At 73.1% G+C, this 18,323-nt stretch carries 20 protein-coding genes; 8 read left to right on the forward strand and 12 right to left on the reverse strand.

Annotated features, from left to right (window positions below):
- Positions 1 to 305 precede the first annotated feature (305 nt).
- Both N555_RS28650 and N555_RS0109485 read left to right on the forward strand, forming a co-directional pair.
- Positions 306 to 794, forward strand: a complete 489-nt coding sequence (locus tag N555_RS28650) for a hypothetical protein (protein WP_231502673.1) — start codon at positions 306 to 308, stop codon at positions 792 to 794.
- Positions 795 to 831: 37 nt separating this feature from the next.
- Positions 832 to 1,056 carry a helix-turn-helix domain-containing protein gene (locus N555_RS0109485; RefSeq protein ID WP_029431254.1) on the forward strand — a complete coding sequence of 75 codons (225 nt, stop codon included), beginning with the start codon at positions 832 to 834 and terminating at the stop codon, positions 1,054 to 1,056.
- A 46-nt stretch (positions 1,057 to 1,102) separates the two neighbouring features.
- Here the strand turns inward: N555_RS0109485 and N555_RS27855 are convergent, their stop codons facing one another.
- Both N555_RS27855 and N555_RS0109495 read right to left on the reverse strand, forming a co-directional pair.
- A complete protein-coding gene (locus tag N555_RS27855) occupies positions 1,103 to 1,243 on the reverse strand; it encodes a hypothetical protein (RefSeq protein WP_156036285.1) in 141 nt (46 codons plus the stop codon).
- 111 nt (positions 1,244 to 1,354) lie between these two features.
- On the reverse strand, positions 1,355 to 1,540 hold the full coding sequence (locus N555_RS0109495) for a hypothetical protein (protein WP_029431255.1): 186 nt from the start codon (positions 1,538 to 1,540) through the stop codon (positions 1,355 to 1,357).
- Positions 1,541 to 1,717: 177 nt separating this feature from the next.
- On the opposite strand from N555_RS0109495, the gene N555_RS0109500 reads away from it, so the two are divergent.
- Both N555_RS0109500 and N555_RS0109505 read left to right on the forward strand, forming a co-directional pair.
- A complete protein-coding gene (locus N555_RS0109500; protein ID WP_029431256.1) occupies positions 1,718 to 2,278 on the forward strand; it encodes a DoxX family membrane protein in 561 nt (186 codons plus the stop codon).
- A complete protein-coding gene (locus N555_RS0109505; RefSeq protein WP_029431280.1) occupies positions 2,275 to 3,321 on the forward strand; it encodes a PHP domain-containing protein in 1,047 nt (348 codons plus the stop codon). The genes N555_RS0109500 and N555_RS0109505 overlap by 4 nt, the downstream gene beginning before the upstream one ends.
- A gap of 290 nt (positions 3,322 to 3,611) precedes the next feature.
- Here N555_RS0109505 and N555_RS28250 read toward each other — a convergent pair whose 3' ends face one another.
- The 4 genes from N555_RS28250 to rfbB form a co-directional block, all read right to left on the reverse strand.
- Entirely contained in the window at positions 3,612 to 3,755 is a 144-nt protein-coding gene (locus tag N555_RS28250) for a GPGG-motif small membrane protein (protein WP_197028945.1), read from the reverse strand.
- 1,440 nt (positions 3,756 to 5,195) lie between these two features.
- Positions 5,196 to 5,879: an SGNH/GDSL hydrolase family protein gene (locus tag N555_RS0109530; protein ID WP_081866091.1), complete on the reverse strand. Its 684-nt coding sequence runs from the start codon at positions 5,877 to 5,879 to the stop codon at positions 5,196 to 5,198.
- A gap of 36 nt (positions 5,880 to 5,915) precedes the next feature.
- Positions 5,916 to 6,764 (reverse strand): SDR family oxidoreductase, encoded by an 849-nt coding sequence (locus N555_RS0109535; protein WP_051683873.1) that lies wholly within the window; start codon positions 6,762 to 6,764, stop codon positions 5,916 to 5,918.
- Between the two features lie 5 nt (positions 6,765 to 6,769).
- Entirely contained in the window at positions 6,770 to 7,765 is a 996-nt protein-coding gene (gene rfbB / locus N555_RS0109540) for a dTDP-glucose 4,6-dehydratase (protein WP_029431260.1), read from the reverse strand.
- A 244-nt stretch (positions 7,766 to 8,009) separates the two neighbouring features.
- On the opposite strand from rfbB, the gene N555_RS28255 reads away from it, so the two are divergent.
- Positions 8,010 to 9,347 (forward strand): hypothetical protein, encoded by a 1,338-nt coding sequence (locus tag N555_RS28255; RefSeq protein ID WP_197028946.1) that lies wholly within the window; start codon positions 8,010 to 8,012, stop codon positions 9,345 to 9,347.
- 243 nt (positions 9,348 to 9,590) lie between these two features.
- Positions 9,591 to 10,139, forward strand: coding sequence for a sugar transferase (locus N555_RS0109550; protein WP_029431262.1), 549 nt, complete (start codon positions 9,591 to 9,593; stop codon positions 10,137 to 10,139).
- 8 nt (positions 10,140 to 10,147) lie between these two features.
- On the opposite strand, the gene N555_RS0109555 is transcribed toward N555_RS0109550, so the two are convergent.
- On the reverse strand, positions 10,148 to 10,411 hold the full coding sequence (locus N555_RS0109555) for a hypothetical protein (RefSeq protein ID WP_029431263.1): 264 nt from the start codon (positions 10,409 to 10,411) through the stop codon (positions 10,148 to 10,150).
- Between the two features lie 282 nt (positions 10,412 to 10,693).
- Between N555_RS0109555 and N555_RS26745 the strand changes: the two genes are divergently transcribed.
- Complete coding sequence (locus tag N555_RS26745) at positions 10,694 to 11,464, forward strand: class I SAM-dependent methyltransferase (RefSeq protein ID WP_051683874.1); 771 nt, start codon at positions 10,694 to 10,696, stop codon at positions 11,462 to 11,464.
- 18 nt (positions 11,465 to 11,482) lie between these two features.
- Here N555_RS26745 and N555_RS0109565 read toward each other — a convergent pair whose 3' ends face one another.
- The 5 genes from N555_RS0109565 to N555_RS26750 all read right to left on the reverse strand — a co-directional run bounded on the left by N555_RS0109565 (position 11,483) and on the right by N555_RS26750 (position 16,539).
- Complete coding sequence (locus N555_RS0109565) at positions 11,483 to 11,707, reverse strand: hypothetical protein (RefSeq protein ID WP_029431265.1); 225 nt, start codon at positions 11,705 to 11,707, stop codon at positions 11,483 to 11,485.
- A 134-nt stretch (positions 11,708 to 11,841) separates the two neighbouring features.
- Positions 11,842 to 13,503: a glycosyl hydrolase family 28-related protein gene (locus N555_RS0109570; protein ID WP_029431266.1), complete on the reverse strand. Its 1,662-nt coding sequence runs from the start codon at positions 13,501 to 13,503 to the stop codon at positions 11,842 to 11,844.
- Positions 13,500 to 14,615 (reverse strand): glycosyltransferase, encoded by a 1,116-nt coding sequence (locus tag N555_RS0109575; RefSeq protein WP_029431267.1) that lies wholly within the window; start codon positions 14,613 to 14,615, stop codon positions 13,500 to 13,502. Before N555_RS0109575 ends, N555_RS0109570 begins: the two co-directional genes overlap by 4 nt.
- Positions 14,616 to 14,713: 98 nt before the next feature.
- The gene (locus N555_RS0109580) at positions 14,714 to 15,895 is read right to left on the reverse strand and encodes an OmpA family protein (RefSeq protein WP_156036289.1); all 1,182 of its coding nucleotides are present in this window, start codon (positions 15,893 to 15,895) and stop codon (positions 14,714 to 14,716) included.
- 128 nt (positions 15,896 to 16,023) lie between these two features.
- Positions 16,024 to 16,539, reverse strand: coding sequence for a YdcF family protein (locus tag N555_RS26750; RefSeq protein WP_051683875.1), 516 nt, complete (start codon positions 16,537 to 16,539; stop codon positions 16,024 to 16,026).
- Between the two features lie 221 nt (positions 16,540 to 16,760).
- On the opposite strand from N555_RS26750, the gene N555_RS0109590 reads away from it, so the two are divergent.
- The gene (locus N555_RS0109590) at positions 16,761 to 18,284 is read left to right on the forward strand and encodes a tyrosine-protein kinase domain-containing protein (protein ID WP_255347347.1); all 1,524 of its coding nucleotides are present in this window, start codon (positions 16,761 to 16,763) and stop codon (positions 18,282 to 18,284) included.
- The last annotated feature ends 39 nt before the right edge of the window (positions 18,285 to 18,323 follow it).

Raw genomic sequence — 18,323 nt, forward strand, 5'->3', positions numbered from 1 at the left:
GTGTCGGCGAGGGAAGCCTCACCGCGGCCTATGTCGCCGCGGACGTCGGTGGTCTCCGCATTGCGAGCAATGCCGCACCGGAGGCACACCCCTATACCTACCGACTGCTGAGCCCGTGCGCCGCGGCCGAGGCCGCCGGAGAGCCATGCCAGGACTCGGATGACCGCGCCTGCCCATCTGGACCCGAGCAGTTGGTCCGTGAGCTCGTGGTCCAGCAGCGCCGAGTAGTCGTTCCAGGCCTCACGGAGATCGACGGCCTTCCGGTGCCGGCAGGCGTCCCGGCAGGGACGCAGTTCGGGGACTGGTTGGCGTTTCCGCGGGAGTGCATCGACATCACGGCGCTGAACCCGGCACCGTCGCCGGACGAGGTGTTCCGCTACTTCGAGCGGCTCCCGCTCCCCCAGCTGCCCACCCGCCAGCAGCCGCCGGGGAACGGCCTCGTCGGACTGCCGGTCATCTTCTTCACCGACGGTCCGACCACGCAGACCTACAGCCTCGACATCCGCGGCTTCACCGTCGACATCGTCGCCACCGCTCAGGGCTTCACCTGGCACACCGGCGACGGCGCGCACCTGACCACGATCGACCGGGGCGCCCCGTACCCGGCGCACACGATCACGCACGACTACGCCTCCGGCACCTACACCGCCTCGCTCACCACGACGTGGGGCGGGACCTTCACCGTCGACGGCAGCGCCGCCGTCGACGTCCCCGGGAGCACGACCACCGATGGCCCGCCCGTCACCTTCACCGTGGTCGAGGCGCGCGCCGTCCTGACGAACCCGTACGACTGAGCACCAGAGCCGCGACGCGCTGCAATACCGTGTCACCGTGCAGCTCTCCACCGCGATGGCCGACGTCATCCGGTCGCTGCTGTCCGACCGGGGCTGGTCGGGGCGGCAGCTGGCCCGCGAGACCGGGATCAACCAGGCGAGCGTGGCCCGCAAGCTGCGCGAGGACAGCCCGTTCGACCTCGACGACCTGCAGGCCATCGCCCACGCGCTGAGCGTCGACCTGACCGACCTGATCAGCGCAGCGGCCCGCCTGCTCGGCTGACAGAGGCGGCAGACCGGGGCGGCAGACCGGGGCGGCAGCGCGGGGGTCAGGCCGGCTCGCGCTTGGACCCGCAGCCGGCACACAGCTCGTACCGGCGCGCCTCGGCCTTGAACGCCGGGTTGAGCCGGTCCAGCCCCTGGCGCACGCGGCGGGACTCGGTCAGCGAGACGTCCTCGCTCCCGCACACGTCACAGGGACGCGAGCCGGGACCGAGGGAGGTCCTGCGTCGCCTCGTCTCCACCCATCCCATGCTGGCACTTCGTGCCGCAGGACGAGCGAGGTGGGACGGCGAGTCCCCTCACACACGCCGGCGGGCGAACCACCAGGTCAGGATGGCGGCCAGCACGGCGGCGAACATCATGCCGACACCGATGAGCGTGGTCTGCGTGGTGCCCAGCAGCACGAGGACGACGCCGACGACCACCACCGCGATCATCTCGACGGCGACCACGACGAGCAGCAGCCCCAGCAGCGCCTTCCCCATGCCGCCCAGCGTGCCGGGTGCGGCCGCCGGACGACAGGGGCCCTCACCCGCCCGGGCAGGGTGCCGCCGACCGTGCGGCGGCCGGGAACCCTCACTACGGTCCGGGGTGGGGTGTCCCGCCTGCTCAGCTGGGCATGAGGACATCGACACGGTTCCGCTCACGGAAGAGGTCTGCTCATGTTGGTCCGCCGGATCGCCCGGCCACTGCTCGCCGCACCCTTCGTCTACGGGGGGATCAGCACGCTGCGCAAGCCGCAGGACCGCGTGCCCGGCGCCGCTCCCGTCGTGGAGAAGATCGCCGGGGCCGCCGACAAGCAGCTGCCGGTCGAGGTCCCGCGGGACGTCGAGCAGTGGGTCAAGATCGACGCCGCGGTGAAGGTGGCCGCCGGTTCGCTGTTCGCGCTCAACAAGGCGCCGCGCCTGACCGCGCTGGTGCTCTCGGCGTCCATCGTGCCGACCACGCTGGCCGGCCACCGCTTCTGGGAGCACGACGACCCGACCGAGAAGTTCGGCCAGATCTCCAACTTCCTCAAGAACACCGGCCTGCTGGGCGGGCTGCTGCTGGCCGCCGTCGACACGGAGGGCAAGCCGTCCGTCGGCTACCGGGCGCGGAAGACCGCCAAGCTCGCCGCCAAGGCGACCGAGGAGGGCTACGAGAAGGCCAGCAAGCGCGCGGCCAAGAGCCAGAAGAAGGCCGCGAAGAAGGCCAAGAAGGCACAGAAGAAGGCGAAGAGCTGACCGAGCCACTCCCGCCCGCGGCCGCGCTCCGGAGGATCGCCTTCCTCCTGGAGCGCGCCCGCGAGCCCTCGCACCGGGTCGCCGCGTTCCGCACTGCCGCGGCCGTCCTGGACGGCCTCGACGAGGCCGAGCTCGAGCGGCGCATCCGCACGAAGACGCTCACCGATCTCAAGGGCATCGGGCCCAAGACGGGGACGGCGATCGTGCAGGCGCACAAGGGCGAGGTGCCCGAGTACCTGGCCAAGCTCGAGGAGACCCACGCGGACCTCGTCCCGATGGCCGACGACGTCGCCGAGTTCCGCGCCCTGCTGCGCGGCGACCTGCACAGCCACTCCGACTGGTCCGACGGCGGCAGCCCCATCCGCGAGATGGCCGAGGCCGCGATCGCGATCGGGCACGAGTACCTGGCCCTGACCGACCACTCGCCCCGGCTGACGGTCGCCAACGGGCTGACGGCGGCCCGGCTGGAGCGGCAGCTGGACGTCGTCGCCGAGCTGAACGAGGAGCTCGCGCCGTTCCGGATCCTCACCGGCATCGAGTGCGACATCAACGTCGACGGCAGCCTCGACCAGACCGACGAACTGCTGGAGCGGGTCGACGTCGTCGTGGCCAGCGTGCACTCCGACCTGCGGGCCGAGCGCTCGGCCATGACGCAGCGGATGCTGGCGGCGGTCGCGAACCCGCACACCGACGTCCTCGGGCACTGCACCGGACGGCTGGTGATCGGGCGCACGCAGCGCAACGGCACCCAGCGGCCGCGGCCGGAGAGCCAGTTCGACGCCGAGGCGGTGTTCTCCGCCTGCGTCGAGAACGGTGTCGCCGTCGAGATCAACTCCCGGCCCGAGCGGCTGGACCCGCCGCTGCGGCTGCTCTCCCTCGCCGTGGAGCTCGGCTGCGACTTCGCCATCGACACCGACGCCCACGCCCCGGGTCAGCTCGACTGGCAGGCAGGAGGCTGCGAGCGCGCGGTGGAGACCGGCGTCCCGGCCGAGCGGGTCATCAACACGTTGACCGCCGAGGAGCTCCTCGACCGGCTCGGGTGACCTCGCCCGGACCCGCTCGGTCAGCTGGGGCCGAGGGACCACCAGTCGTCGAGCGCATGCGCGTGTTCGACCGAACAGACCCGGCGGCCGCGGACCCGGTGGCGGGCCGACGGCAGCTCACGGCCGCACCACTCGCACCGACGTCGGGTGTCGAGCACCCGCGCCGTCCACTGCAGGACCCCGTTCATCGGCGACACAGTCCCCCGAACGGCGCCGAACTGCAACCGACGTGGTGAAACCGCCCCCGAGGAGGTGACACACCGTGAGGTGTGCCACCCCCTCGGGCGACGTCAGTTGAAGATGCTGACCCCGCCCGGGCCCACGAGGAGGCCCACGACGATCAGCACGATGCCCCACAGGAGCTCCTTGCGGACGATCGCGACGATGCCGGCGATCACGAGGACGACGGCGATGATCCAGAGCAGGGTGTCCATGAGAGATACCTCCGTGTTGGTGGTGAGCGAGCACTGACACCCGGTGTGCCGGAGTGCCAGCAACCGCCGTCGCCGGGCAGATCGCCGGGAGCGGACGGTCGTCGAAGTGGCGCGGGAATGCGCCGGAGAGGCGCCGGCTCATCGGCCGGCGCAGGGCGGACTACGCCCCGGGAACGCGCGTCAGTCGGGCGCGGGGAGGATGCCGCCGGCGCCGGCGCGCAGAGCTCCGCCATCGGCCGGCGGGCGGAACGCCGGAACGGCACCGGCGGGAGTCCGGTCGGACGGCGCCGACCAGGCGAGCGGCAGATCGGTACCGCCGGGGTGCCCGCCGGTCACGCCGCCCGTGGTGGCCGACGCCGTCGGCGCTGCGGGTGCGGGAGGGGGAACGGGCAGCGGCGCGTACGGCGTGCCGGACGACGCAGTCGGAGTTGCGGAGTCCTCCGCGGCAGGGGCTGCGGGCGGCGCCGGGTGATCCGCGGCGCGGGCCGGACCCGCCAGAGCGGGAGCTCGGTCGCTGGGCGCGGGCGCCGGATCGACAGCAGCGGAGTCGGCCGGAGCAGGACCTGCGGCAGTTGGCGAGCCGTGCACCACCGGATCGACGACGGCGATCGCGCCCTGGCCGGCATGTGCGGCGGGCGCGGCCGGCGGCGTGGCGGGCTGGGGCCCGGGGCCGCTGGGCTCCCCGTGCTCCGCTTCGTCCGACTGGTCCGCTGCAGCATTTGCGGGCGGCCCCGAGTGCGATGCACCGGAGGAATTGCCGTGCGACGACGCGGCGGCGGGCTGGGCCGGGCGGTTGCCGCCCTGGGCCTGCGGCGGAGGGCCGGACTCGGCGGGGGCCTGCGCGGACGGCGGAGGGCCGGGCTGGGCCGGGCGGTTGCCGCCCTGGGCCTGCGGCGGAGGGCCGGACTCGGCGGGGGCCTGTGCGTGCAGCGGCGGCCCGCCCTGTGCGTGCGGCGGGGGCCCGGGCTGGGCCGGGGGCTGCGCGGCCGGCGGCGGCACGGGCTGGGCCGGGGGCTGCGCGGCCGGCGTCTGGTCGGCCGCAGCGGAGTTGCCACCTGCGGCACGCGCGTCCGGCCCCGGGTGCGACGCCGGCGGTCCCTGCTCGTGGCCGGGAGCCGAGGCGGCGCCGTCCGGAGGGCCTACGGAATCCGGCTGGTCGGCACGGGCGGCGCCGGCCGCCAGCAGGTACAGCACGGCCAGCGTGAAGAGGAAGGCGATCAGCAGCAGGAGGCGCTGGAGGATCAGCAGCCCGTCCCGGGAAGAGCGCGCGACGGCATGGGGCACCCGTCGACCTCCTCCCGCCACACGACGACACAGCCCCCGCTGGCGTAGCGGATCGACCGTAACGCCGGTCCCCCACCTGCGCATTCGCAAGATCACGACGTCGCCCATGTGGGTGGGCGACCGACCCCAGACCGGTTCGACGCCGCCCTTCCGGGTCTAGGCCCCGAGCGCCTTCGCGACCAGTTGGGCGATCTGCGCCTGACCGTCTTCCGTGGGGTGGATGCGATCGGGCAGCACGGGGATCGCCGCGTCGATCAGCGGCACGTAGATCCGTCCCGAGGCAGCGGCCGCCTCACGCAGCGCCCGGTCGATCGTCTCGACGGCGCCCCGGTCGACCCCGGGGACGGCGGGCGGCCCCACCAGCACCACCGTGGGCACGTCCTGGAGCTGGGCCAGGATGTCGGCTGCCGCCTGCCCGACCGCGGCCGGATCGCCCACCGCGGCGTCGTTCACGCCACCCTGGACGACGACGGTGTCGGCCTCGGGCGGAGACTCCGCCAGCCGGTCGCCGTAGGTGACCGGGTCGTCCGCGCAGAGCCCCGCCGTCGTGAACCCCGTGGAGCTCATCCCGTCCACTGCGACGGGGACGCCGAGCATCCCGGCGAGCACCGCCGGCCAGGCGACTCCCGGCCCGGACAGCCCGGCGCCCTGCGTGTACGAGTCGCCGATCACGGCCACAGCGCTCTGGTCGTCGGCTGCGGCGAGCAACTCGTCCCGGGCTTCGGTGACCGCATCGCACTGTTTCTCGGCGTCGGACGGCCGCAGCAGGACGACGGCCCCGATGCTGACCACGAGCACCGCCACCGCGGCGGCAACAACCAGCCAGCGCCGCCGTGTCACCGCGGGGACGCTATCCGAGCTGCACCGGCAGCTCCCTCAGGCCGAGAGCGTGTCCAGGTACTCCTCGAGCGCATCGCGCCAGTCGCGCGGCCGGAAGCCCGTGGCGGTCACCTTCGACAGGTCCAGGAGGCTGTTGAGCGGCCGCGGCGCGATGCCGGACTTGCCGGCGAAGTACTCCGAGGTGCTGACCCGGCGCACGGCCCCCCGGTCGCGCCCACGGGCTGCGAACACGATCTCCGCGACGTCGGCCCAGGTGCTGGGCGGGCCGTCGCTGCTCACGTTGTAGGTGCCGAACGGTGCGGCGGTGTCGACGAGGTGGACGACGGCGGCGGCGAGGTCGTCGGCGAAGGTGAGCCGGCCGACCTGGTCGGCGACGACCGCGGGTTCGATGCCGCGATCGGCGAGCGAGGCCATCGTCCGCACGAAGTTGTGGCCTTCGCCGACGACCCAGCTGGTGCGCAGGAGGTAGTGACGGTCGACGGCCGTGGCGGCGAGGTCGCCGTCGGCCTTGCTCCGGCCGTAGACGCTGAGCGGCGCCGTCGGCAGGTCCTCGCGCATGGGGCCCTCGCTGCGACCGTCGAAGACGTACTCGGTGGAGAAGTGCACGAAGGTCGCACCGTGCCGGTCGGCGACCTGGGCGAGGTTGACGACGGCATCGACGTTCGTCGCGCGGACGGCGGCCAGATTGGCCGGGTCCTGCGCGGCGTCGACCTGCGTGTAGGCCGCGGCGTTGACGATGAGGCCGACGCCGCTCCAGTCGTGGGCCCGGACGGCGCCGGCGTCCGATGCGTCGATCTCCTCACGGTCGAGCAATTCTGCGTCCGGGAAGCGGCGTGCCAACGCCCGGCCGACCTGGCCCCGGGCGCCGACGACGACGGTCCGCATACCGCTCACTGACCGCGCGAGGCGTACTGGGCCTCGACCTGGTCCTTGAGCGGCCGCCACCAGGACTCGTTGGCCCGGTACCAGTCGACGGTGGCGGCGAGACCCGCGCGGAAGTTCGTGTACCGCGGACGCCAGCCGAGTTCGTCGCGGAGCTTGCTGGCGTCGATGGCGTAGCGGAGGTCGTGGCCCGCGCGGTCGGTCACGTGGTCGAAGGCGTCGGCCGGCTGGCCGAGCAGCTCCAGCACGAGCGAGAGGACGTCGCGGTTGTTGACCTCGCCGTCGGCGCCGATCAGGTAGGTCTCCCCCGCCCGGCCCTTCTCGAGGATCAGGTGGACGGCGGCGTTGTGGTCGTCGACGTGGATCCAGTCACGGACGTTCTCCCCCGCGCCGTAGAGCTTGGGCCGGCGCCCGGTGAGGACGTTCGTGATCTGCCGCGGGATGAACTTCTCGACGTGCTGGAACGGCCCGTAGTTGTTCGAGCAGTTCGAGATCGTGGCGTGGACGCCGAAGGAGCGCACCCAGGCCCGTACCAGCAGGTCCGACCCGGCCTTCGTCGACGAGTACGGGCTCGACGGGTTGTACGGCGTCTCGGGGGTGAACTTGGCCGGGTCGTCCAGCTCGAGGTCGCCGTAGACCTCGTCGGTGGAGATGTGGTGCAGCCGCACCCCGTGCCGGCGGACCGCCTCGAGGATCGTGAACGTGCCGATCACGTTGGTGTCGAGGAACGGCCGCGGGTTCGCCAGCGAGTTGTCGTTGTGGCTCTCGGCGGCGAAGTGCACGACCGCGTCGGACTCGGCGACGAGCCCGTCGACCAGGTCGGCGTCGCTGACCGAGCCCGTCACGAAGCGGATGTCGTCCCGGACCTCCGCCAGCGACGCCTCGTTGCCGGCGTAGGTGAGTGCGTCGAGCACGGTGACCTCGTGCTCCGGGTGCTCGCGGAGGGTCTGGTGGACGAAGTTGGCGCCGATGAACCCGGCACCTCCGGTCACGAGCAGTCGCACGAACCCCGTCCCATCTGCACGTCGTGGCGCCACCCCCGCCGGATGGCCCCCGCATCTTGCCCGATCGCCGGGCCGCGGACGGCCGCGAAGCACTCGGCTGTCCCTCGCCGGGGTGGCGCCTCGCCGCTCGGGGAGATATCTCTCCGTTCAAGCTTCTCACGGAGAGTGATCGAACACGGCGTGGCATGAGGTAACGGGCCCGTCTCGGTTGACTCGCCGTGAGCGCACCACCACCGTGTTGACGGTGGGCGTCCTGGCATCTGGTGTAGACCAGGCGCACTCGACTGCCCGGCTCCCTGTCGGCCGGCTGCTGCTCCGCCTCGTCGGGGTCCTCGGCCTGGCGCTGGTGGCCTGGCTCCTCCTGGCCCTGGTGAGCGACCGCGCCCGTGCCGACGAGAACGGGACTCCACCGACGGCGGCCTCCGGCGCCGGCCCTCACGACGATGCCTCCTCCGAGGCGCCACGGCCGCAGGAGCGCTCGTCTCAGCAGGCCTCGTCTCAGGAGCCCTCGGCTCAGCAGCCTGTCTCTCAGCAACCGGCCGCCGAGGAACCGGTCGTCGAGGAACAGGTCGTCCAGCAGCCGGCCGTCGAGGAACAGGCTGTCCAGCAACCGGTCGTCGAGGAACAGGCTGTCGACCAGGCCTCACCGGAGCCGGGGGGCGGCGAGATCGCGGACCCACCCGCAGGCGCGCCGCTGACGACCACCGCGCCGACGACCACGACCACGACCACGACAACGACCACTACGGCGACGACCACCCCCACCACGACGACCACGGCAACCACGGCGACGACCACCCCCACCACGCCGGCCGTCACCGCGACACCGGCGCCCCCCGGGACGGCTCCGCTCACGTCCTCGACGGACGCGGCCACGACCGGCCAGGTCGGGACGTCGGCTGCGTTGCCCGCGACGACCATCGCGCCCGTCTCGATGGCAACGAGCACGACGACGACCGGGGTGGCGGGCGCGCTCGCGGCCCCCACCGGCTCCCTCAGTGCAGGTCCGCCGCCGGGAACGGACCCGTGCGCCGCGAGTCCGACCGTCGGGCCGACTGCCGCGGCGGCGGCGGTCTCGTGCGTGCCCCTGTCGTCGCTCCAGCCCGCCCTCCAGCCCGCCGACGTGGACGTCCGCCGCACGGCCACCCCGTCCGACGTCGCCCAGAAGACCCCTCAGTGCGCGATGACGAGCGGCGTCGCCTCGCCGTCGACCCGGAGTTCCGCGGTTCGCGCCGCGCCGGCCCGAACTGCGGCCGGTTCGGGCACCGCCCATCAGACCGCGGTCCCGACGCCGGCCGTCGACGCGCCGCCTCCGACGCCGCCCCTTGCCCCCGTCCAGCAGTCCCCGCCACCGCAACCGACACCAGCGCCCCTGCCTCAGGCCCCCACGACGTCCGCCGCTGGCGGCTGCTCGTCCGGCGGCACCGGAGCACAGGAGCGGACGCGCGGTGCCGAACTCGTCATGGCCATCGGCGGCGTCACGCTCTCTGAGGGGCTGGCCGCGTCGTCAGCCGCCCTGCCACCTGCGCCGGACGCCTCGGTCTCCGATGCATCCAGCGACCCGGCGAGCCGCCCCGACTGACCCGCCTGCTGTCCCGGTCGGCCGCTCCCGCCACACGGGCCGGCGCCGCGGCCTTGCCGCGCGACCGATGTACGCCGCTCCCCCGATGCCGTCCTCCAGGACGAGGGCCCGCGCTGGGCCCATGGGCCACCGCCCGCCTCCGTCCTGCGAACACACCCCGCGTCCGCGCTCACCGGCCGGATCCGAACTTCGGCGCCCCGCGCCACCGCACGACCGCCCCCACTGCCCCTGAGAGGCGTTGCCATGTCGTTCACATCCCTCGACCGGCGGCCCCAGCCCCGACCGCGCCGGTTGATCAAGCCCCTGGTCGACGGTCTCGCCGCCGTCCTGCTCCTGCTGTTGGCTGCCCCCTGGCTGGTCCTCATCACGGTCGCTCTCTGGCTCGCCGACGACGGCCCGCTCCTCGAGCGCGACCGCCGCATCGGGCCAGGGGGGCGCCCCTTCTCCCTGCTCCGGTTCCGCACCTGCCCCGAGGGACCTCACGGTCATCGAGCAGAGGCCAGTGGGGTCCGCGGTCTCGTCCGCCGGACCCACTTGGACGAGTTGCCGCAGCTGTTCAACGTCGTCCGCGGCGATGTCTCGCTCGTCGGGCCCCGTGCGTCCCGGTCGCGCGATGCGGGCCAGGACCTCCCCGGAGAACTCAAGCCCGGCCTGATCGGCCTCACGCAACGTGGAGACCGGGCCGAGGAGGACCCCATGACGGCGCAGCGCTATGCACAGGAGTGGTCCCTGCGGCTCGACGCGGTGATCGTGTGGCGGGCACTCCGCCACGCACTGCGGGACGCGGGCTGAGCGCCTACTCAGGCGGAGTCGAGAGAACGGGGCCCGCCATCGGCGCCGCCGTCCTCGGCCCGGTACCACCTCTCCAGCTCGGCCAGATCGAGCAGGCCGAGGGCCGGCCGGGACGGCGAGCTGGGGCGGCGCTGCGCCCGGTGCACCAGTCCCACATCCCGGCTCACGGCGTCGTCCCGACGGTCGGCGTACCGGATCGCTCTACCGACGACCACGAACACGCCGAGTGTCAGGCACAGCCAGACGCACCCGATGACCAAGATCGTCGTCATGGGGCCCTCGTGACTGGATGGCATGCGAACGGAGGCCGCGGGACGGCGGCGAGATGATCGTCACCCTGACGGGTGACGGATTCAAGCTCCGGCCGGAATCTGTGGACGGGTCATGACGGAGCCCGCACGGTGCTTGTCTCTACGTGAGGACAGGCACGACTTTCCGCGTCTCGGACCTCTTCCGGAGAACGGGCGCAGCGAGGGGCATTGCCTCCTGGCTGCCGAGCCCGCTTGAGTTGCCGCGCCCGAGCCGCCGCCCTCTCACCCGCACGAGGACCGCCCATGCTCTCGATCGTCGTCTGGAAGCTCCGCCGCATCGCGCAACTACTGGGCTCTGCACGCCGGGACCGCGGGATCCGGGGGCTGAGGAACGAGCTGCTGCGCATCGTGCGTCTCGCTGCCGGCATCCCGCTCGCTCTGACCCGCGAGTACGTGTTCGACGTCCGGCGCGGGGTCCGCACCCGAGGTTTCCTCCGCAATGCCGACGACATCACGCCGCTCTCGGTCGGCCGCGACGCGCAGTACTACCAGCCGATCGGCTTGCGCCCGCTGCGCGATCTCGTCCGGACGATCCCGCTGTCCCCGGCGACCACGAGCTTCGTGGACCTCGGCGCCGGCCGAGGTCGCGCAGTCCTCCTGGCGGCGGAACTGGGCTTCGCCACGGTCCTCGGGGTCGAACTCGACGACCGCCTCGCCCACGAGGGACAGCAGAACATCGGCAGGTGGCGGCACAGCCGCGTGGGCGCCGGCCGGGAGTCGCAGGACGTCCGCATCATGCACGGTGACGCGGCGCGGGCCTCCCTGCCGGACGGGCCGCTCGTCGTCGCCATGTTCAACCCGTTCGGCGCGACGACGCTGAGGCTCGTGGTGGACCGGCTGCTGCGGGAGCAGCGCACGGGGGATCTCTACCTCGCCTACATCCACCCGGTCCACGCGGTTGTCCTCGAGGAGAACCCGCAGCTCACCCTGCACGCCGCAGCCGACGACTGGCAGGTCTTCCACTTCCGGCCAGTACGCGACGAGGTCCGTGCCGGCGCGGCGACGGCCGGCTGACGGCCTCGGCGCACGACGTCAGGCCCCCACCGGGGCCTCGAGCGACTCGATGACGGTGCGCTCGGCCGACGGCGACGCCTGAGGCGGGACCGAGCGGGTCCGGGCCGGAGCGGAGCCGGTCGCGGTCCGCCCGCTCAGCCACCCCGTGCCGTCGTCGGCCGCGCGGAGCACCTGGCCGATGCGCAGCCCCACCAGGACGACGACCACGGGCCAGATCAGGGCGACGGCGACCAGCGCGGTCATGGGATCCACCTGTGCACGTGATGCCTCCCCGCTGGTCGCGGTCGCTGGGCCGGCTACGCCGGACCCGGTGCAGGCACCATACCCCTCCGCACCTGCTCGGTGACAGAAGGTGATGGAAGAGTTCCTCGGACTGATCAGCCGCCGTCCACGGCCCCGGCCCGGGGACCGCACAGGTCGTGGTCGACGGACCGGATGTCGTTGCCATGCACCGTCACGTCGCTCACCTCGGCCGCGTCGGGCCACGTGGCGTTGACCGCACAGGACCTCGACTCCGGGTCCTCGAGGACCAGCCGGTTGCCGGTCACCGTCACGTCGCGGGCGTTGAAGGCCTCGCGCTCGGGGACGGTGGAGCTGCCGTCGAAGGAGAGCGAGATCGCCGGGGTGCCGCCTGTCCCTGCCCAGCTGATGTCGTTGCCCGAGAACATCACGCCGGTGGTGTCCCACGGCGAGCTCTCCAGGGTGAACACCGTGCCGACGACGTCCTCGATGCGGTTCCCGCTGATGGTCGCGCTGTGCACCTGGGACAGCCGGATGACGCCGTCGCTCGCCTCGCCACCTCCGCGGAAGGTGTTCCCGCTGACGGTCATCCCGGTGATGATGTGGTGGTACGTCCAGTTGCCGTCCGGGGGCATGTCCTGGTCCACGCCACGGACCGGCTCGCCCGCGAAGACCTCGAACGGAGCGAGCACGAACTCGTTCCGGGAGATGTCGACGCCGTCGATGTCACCGGTCCCCAGGGCGTTGAAGACGACACCGCGACCGACGTCGAGGAACCGGTTGCCCGTGACGCTGACATCCTCCTGCACGGCCAGGTCCGAGTAGGTGTCCGGGCCGATGTACACCGCCGGCCAGCTGTCCCTGATCTCGCTGTTGGTGACGGCCTCCCGCGAACCGTGCAACTCCACCCCACCGCTGAACCCGAACGGCTGCTCGTCGTGCTCGATCGTGACCCCGTCCACGAGGACATCCGTGGCCGTGAAGTACATGGCGGAGAAGTCGGTCTGTTCCTCGTTCCCCGGGATCGACGTGCCGCCGTTGCGGAAGGTGGAGTCCAGGACGCGGATCCCACTGCCACCGCCCTGGACCACGACGTAGTTCTGCCCCGGGGTGTCGGCCATGGTGACGTCCCGAAGGGTTATGTCCTGCGCCTGCCACGTGTAGAGGCCGTAACCGGTGATGGTGCGGCCTGCGGACACGAGGTTGCCCGGCCCGTTGAGGTCGAGTGTCAGCCCGGAGATCGTCACACCGGCCACCCGGTCGGCGAGGAAGACGTTGCCACCCCACTCCGCCGTCGAGCCGGTCACCACGCCGTCGGCCATGACGAAGACCGCGTCCGGATCGGCCGTGATCGTCTGCCCGGAGCGGAGCGAGAACACGAAGTCGGCGGGGATGACCGTGGTCCGGGGAGTGGCGTAGGAGGCGAGCAGGTACGTGCCCGCCGGCACGTGGACGGCGTCGGCCTCGGCCAGCGCCCGTCGGATCGCCGGGGCGTCGTCGGTGACCCCGTCGCCGGTCGCGCCGAAGGTGCGGATGTCCACTCCTGCAGGGAGCGGCACGGGTGTGGGGGTCGGTGGTGGCGTCGCGGACGCGCTCGGGGTGTCCGTGGCCAGCGGGGGCGCCGCCTCCGAGGGCGCATCGTCCCCGCGCGTCGCGAGCACCACGCCTGCGACCAGGACGACCGCCAGGGCGACCGCGGCGACGACCCGCTGCCGGGGCGATCGCGTGCGGCGCGGATGCCGCGCCCCCTCGCCGGGGGGCGACGGATCGGCGGGCGTCACCGGCCGGGTGTCGGTCACGCCGGGTCCAGCGACCCGGTGCCGGAGGCGGGGTGGACCGCACCTCCCGCGGCGGGAGCCGGGAGCTCCGGGAGGCGCAGCGCACGACGGAACGCCGGCTCCCACGCCGCGTAGCTGTAGTGCTCGGCCACGGCGCGACGCGCCTGCAGACCCCGGTCCCGCCGCTGCTGCTCCGACTCCTCCAGCAGCGCGACCAGAGCGTCCGCCCACTCGTCCGGGCCGGTCGCGGCGAGTCCGCCGAGCTGGTCGAGGACCCGGGCGTTGACCCCGATCGGCGTGGCCACCGCCGGCAGGCCGGCGGCTCCGTACTGCAGGAGCTTGTAGGCGCACTTGCCCCTGCTGAACGGCGTGTCCGGGAGCGGCATGATGCCGCAGTCGGCCTCGGCCAGCATCGCGTTGCTCCGCGTGCCGTCCCACGCCACCCGGTCGACCATGACGTCGAGCTCCCCGAGCGAGCGCTCCCCCGCACTGATCACGGTCAGTCGCGCGCCGGTGCGCCGGTGCACGGCGAGCAGCCCTGCGGCCACCTCGGCGAGGTACGGCTCGGTGGAGGGCGAGCCCAGCCACAGCAGCCGGGGCGCCGCACCGACCGTGTAGTCGGACTTGTCGGGGTAGTCGCCGGGGTGCACGCAGCTGGGGATGACCTCCACGTGCGGGTTGTGCCGGAGGGCCTCCTCGGCGAGCACCTCGTTGCCGGCGATCACGAGGTCCGCACCGCCGACCGCCGTCGACCATCCCGCGCCCTCGCCGAAGAACCGGTGGACGCCACCGCGCCGGTCGGCGTACAGCGCGTCGTCGAAGTCGTACACACCCCAGTCGGCGCGGCGGAGCAGGTCGGCCTCCAGCCGCCCCCGCGTGAACGGGCCCAGGGACCGGGAGATCAGCAGTCGCCCCCAGTCCGGACGGCGGCGCAGAGCGCTCAGCCGCCGCTCCGCCGCGAGGACCGCCAGCGGGCGGCGCAGCAGTGTCCCGGGACGCGCGTTCGCCGCGCCGAGGTAGTCGAGGACCTCGGCGTCGAGATCCAGCAGCCGCAGCCACTCGAGCACCCGCACCCGGGTGCTGGCCGCCTCGAGACCGTAGGACGCCCCGACGACCAGCTCACCTGCAGCCACTCCACGCCCCTCCCAGTCCCCGTCAACCGTCCAAGCCTAGGACGGCTGGGGGGCGCTGCGAGGTTCCCGCTCCTCTGCACCCGATCGGATGACCGACGTCACGGGCAGGGCAGGGGCTCGGTGAGGTCCAGGAACACCGTGCGGTTCCGCGCCACCGCTGCGGGGTCGAACCGACCCGACGCGTCCCGGTCCTGAACGTATCCCGGCCAGTCACTGCCCAGACCCGCGACGTGCAACTGGGGGATCGGTACGCCGAGGTCGATGAGCACGTACGCGACCTCCTGCGCCCGCAGCTCGCTGAGGCTCTTCCGGACCGCGGGGTCGCCGACGGCGGCATAGGTGCCGAAGACCTCGGCGATCACGTCGCCGTCGGCGATCATCTGCTCGGCGTAGGGCCGGAGCGCCTCGGTCGCGGCCCGCCGGTCCGACAGCAGCGGTTCCCCGGGCTGGAAGCCCAACGGCCCCCCGGTGAGGGTGATGCGACCGGGCACGCAGGAGATCCCCGGGTCCACGGGGACCGGCGTCACCACCGGGAGCGCCTCCTCGGGACCGTCCGTGGGGCCGGTCTCCACCACGACGGCCACCGCGCCGGCGCGCTGGACGACGGCCTTCCAGATCTCCACGAGCCGCACCCGGCGCGCCGGGTCGAGCTCCTGCTGCGGCGCGGTCGTGACCCCGAGGCCCTGGAGGACGACCGAGAAGCCCCGCAGGTCGGGGAGGCTGCCCGTGTCCGCCAGGGAGTCAGCCACCTCGACCGGATCGGCGTCCAGCAGGCCCGGACGCCCGAAGTCGAGCGGACCACTGGTCGACAGCCCCGAGTCGACGACGACGAGCGTGCGGACCCCCGACTCGTCCGGGAGCGTCTGCACGGCGAGGTCCATCGCGGTGATCAGGTCCGTCTCCGGCACCCTCGCGGCAGCCTGCTCCACGGACGTGTCGACGCGCCGGCGGTTGTCCTCCCGCTGCTCCGCGCGCGCCGCCGCGGTGTCGCCGTCCGCGAGGAGCGGGCCGAAGCCGTCGGTCTGCCACGGCGCTCCGTCCGCGACGACGAGAGAGAAGTAGGACTGCTGGGCGACGGCGAGGTCCCGTGCCGCCGCCGCACTCCCCGCGAGATCGGGATCCGGCGCATTCGCGTGGGCACCGACGACCACGGCCAGGACCCCGCTCGGCTCGGCGGGCTCACCGGCGGCATCCCCCACGGAGGCGCAGCCGGCGGCCGAGGCGAGGACGAGTACACCCACGAGCAGTGCTCGCCGGCTCGACCCGAACGTCCTGGTCACACGGCCCCCCTGGTCGTGGCTCCCCGTGCTGGTGCCCTTGCTCCGTCTCCCACGACCGGCGATGGCCGCACATCGGCACGCAATATAGACCCCGGATCGTCCGGTTGATCTTCGCCGCGCTGCTGGCGTCAGCAGTCCCCCTCGACGACTGCAGCGGCCAGCCCCCCGAACTCGTGCAGGATGGCGCCGCTCCAGCGGAGCACCGACATGGTGGGCCTCCCCGCCACGACGGTCACGTCGGCGTCGGTGCACCGACGGATCAGCACCCCCGCCCGCTGCACGTGATAGCTGCTCGTCACCACCGTGACGGCCGTCCAGTCGTACCGCTCCACGAGCTCGCCGATGACGCGCGCCTCACCGCGGGTGCCCGGCGGGTCCTCGGGAGGCGTGAAGCACCGGATCTCCAGGCCCTCCTGCGGCTCGTCGCACAGTGCCCGGGCCGGGTCGTTGACCTCGCCGGGTGGCGTGGAGACGACGAGGACGCCGGGTCCCTCGCGGGCCAGGTCCAGCGCGAGCGGGATGCGGGTCTCCGGGTCCCCCGCGAGCAGGATCACCGCGTCCGACCGCTCCGGCGGATCGTCCCCCGGGAACACGAAGAGACGGACGCTGACCGCCACCAGGAGGGCCAGCAGCCCGACTCCCACGCCCAGCCACCTCCGCACGCCGCCGGAGGCTCCCCGACGTCGGGGCACCACCACGGCCGCGGCGTTCCGCGTCACACCTCGCGTGGCGCTCTGGTGGTGCGTCGTGACGTACGGCAGTTGAACGGTCACTACGGGGCCGCCATGTCCCCCGATCGGGGGCCCGCATCACGCTGTGAAGGGGTCGACGGAGCGCCCTCCTGACGTACCTTGTGCCTGCTCCAGTGGCCGAGAGGAGGCTCGAGCGTGGTGTCCGGGGCACTGGGGACCGGTGTCCATCTTCATCGAGCGGGGGCGAGTTGAGCCTGGAGGACGTGGGCCGTGCACTGCGGGCCCGGTGGTGGCTGCCGCTGCTCGGTGCCCTCGCCGGCCTCGCTGTGGCCTTGCTCGTCGTGGCCCGGGCGACCCCTGTCTACTCGTCGACCACGCAACTGTTCGTCGGCTGGAACGGCGTGAACCAGGTGGGTGGGGCGGGCCCCTCGGACGTCGCGTCCATCTACGCGGCCAACCTCTTCGCCCAGCAGCGCCTCTCGTCCTACGTCGACGTGATCGAGAGCGAGGACATGGCGCGCGACGTCGTGTCCGCGCTCGACCTCGCCGAAGACCCCGCAGACCTCGCCCGCCGGATCAACGCGACCGCGGTCTCCGAGACCGTCGTCCTCCGGGTGACGGTCAGCGACGAAGACCCCGCGCAGGCCCGGGCCGTCGCGGACGAGATCGGACGTCAGTTCTCCCAGCGCGCGAGTTCCCTCGAGACCGTGCCGGGCTCGGTGACCCCCGCGGTCGTGGTGTCGGTGATCGACTCCGCGGACGTGCCGACGGACGCGATCAGCCCGGACACCGGCCGGGACATCGGCTTCGGGCTGGCCGGCGGCGCGCTGCTCGGCCTGGTCCTCGCCCTCCTCCCCGTGCGCTTCCGTCGCTCGGTGGAGACCGCCGGCGACGTCCGCGACGCCACCGGCAAGCAGGTCCTCGCCACCTTCGTGGCGTCGGGGCGCGGGCAGGGTACGTCGCCGACGAACGACGCCGCGCTGCGCGCAGTCCGCGCGCAGTTGCGCACCGGACACGCGCAAGCTCTCCGCCTCGTGCTCGTCACGGGGACCGAACCGGGGGTCGGCGCCTCGACGCTCGCAACGGAGCTCGCCGTCTCACTCGCCGATTCCGGCGTCCGGACGATCTTGGTCGACGCCGACCTGAGATCACCGCGCTCGGTGACCGCCTTCGGGCTGGCAGACGGCCTCGGTCTGTCGGACGTCCTCTCCGGCACCGCCGCGGTGACCGAGGCCGAGCGGCCCGTGGGGAACGGGACGCTCACCGTGCTCGCGGGGGGAACCGCACGGCTCGATCCGAGCAACGACGCCACGGCCGCACGGCTGCGGGAGCTGCTGCGCGACCTGCGGGGCTCGACGGCCTTCGTCGTCGTCGACGCCCCCCCGCTGAACCCGGTGCCGGACGCGGCCGGGCTCGGCCCCGCCGTGGACGGCGTCCTGCTCGTCGCCCGCTTCGGTCGCACCCACCGGACGGGGCTCGCCGACGCGGCCGCCGCGCTGACCGACGCCGGCTCGCCCCTGCTCGGGGTCGTACTGACCCAGGCGCCCGTCCGTGCCGCACGACAGCTGGGACTGCGCTTCGAGTACCCCGTCGACCGCCATCGACAGCGCGATCCCGCCCCCTCCCACCCCGGAGGGCCGCGCGCCTCGACCGTCGTCCCGGCGCGACGCGCGGCGATGGAACAGGAGCTCACGTGACGGCCGGGCCGACGACCCCGACCCTGGGGGACCCGACAC

This window comes from Blastococcus sp. URHD0036, assembly GCF_000701365.1.
Classification (GTDB): Bacteria; Actinomycetota; Actinomycetes; order Mycobacteriales; family Geodermatophilaceae; genus Trujillonella.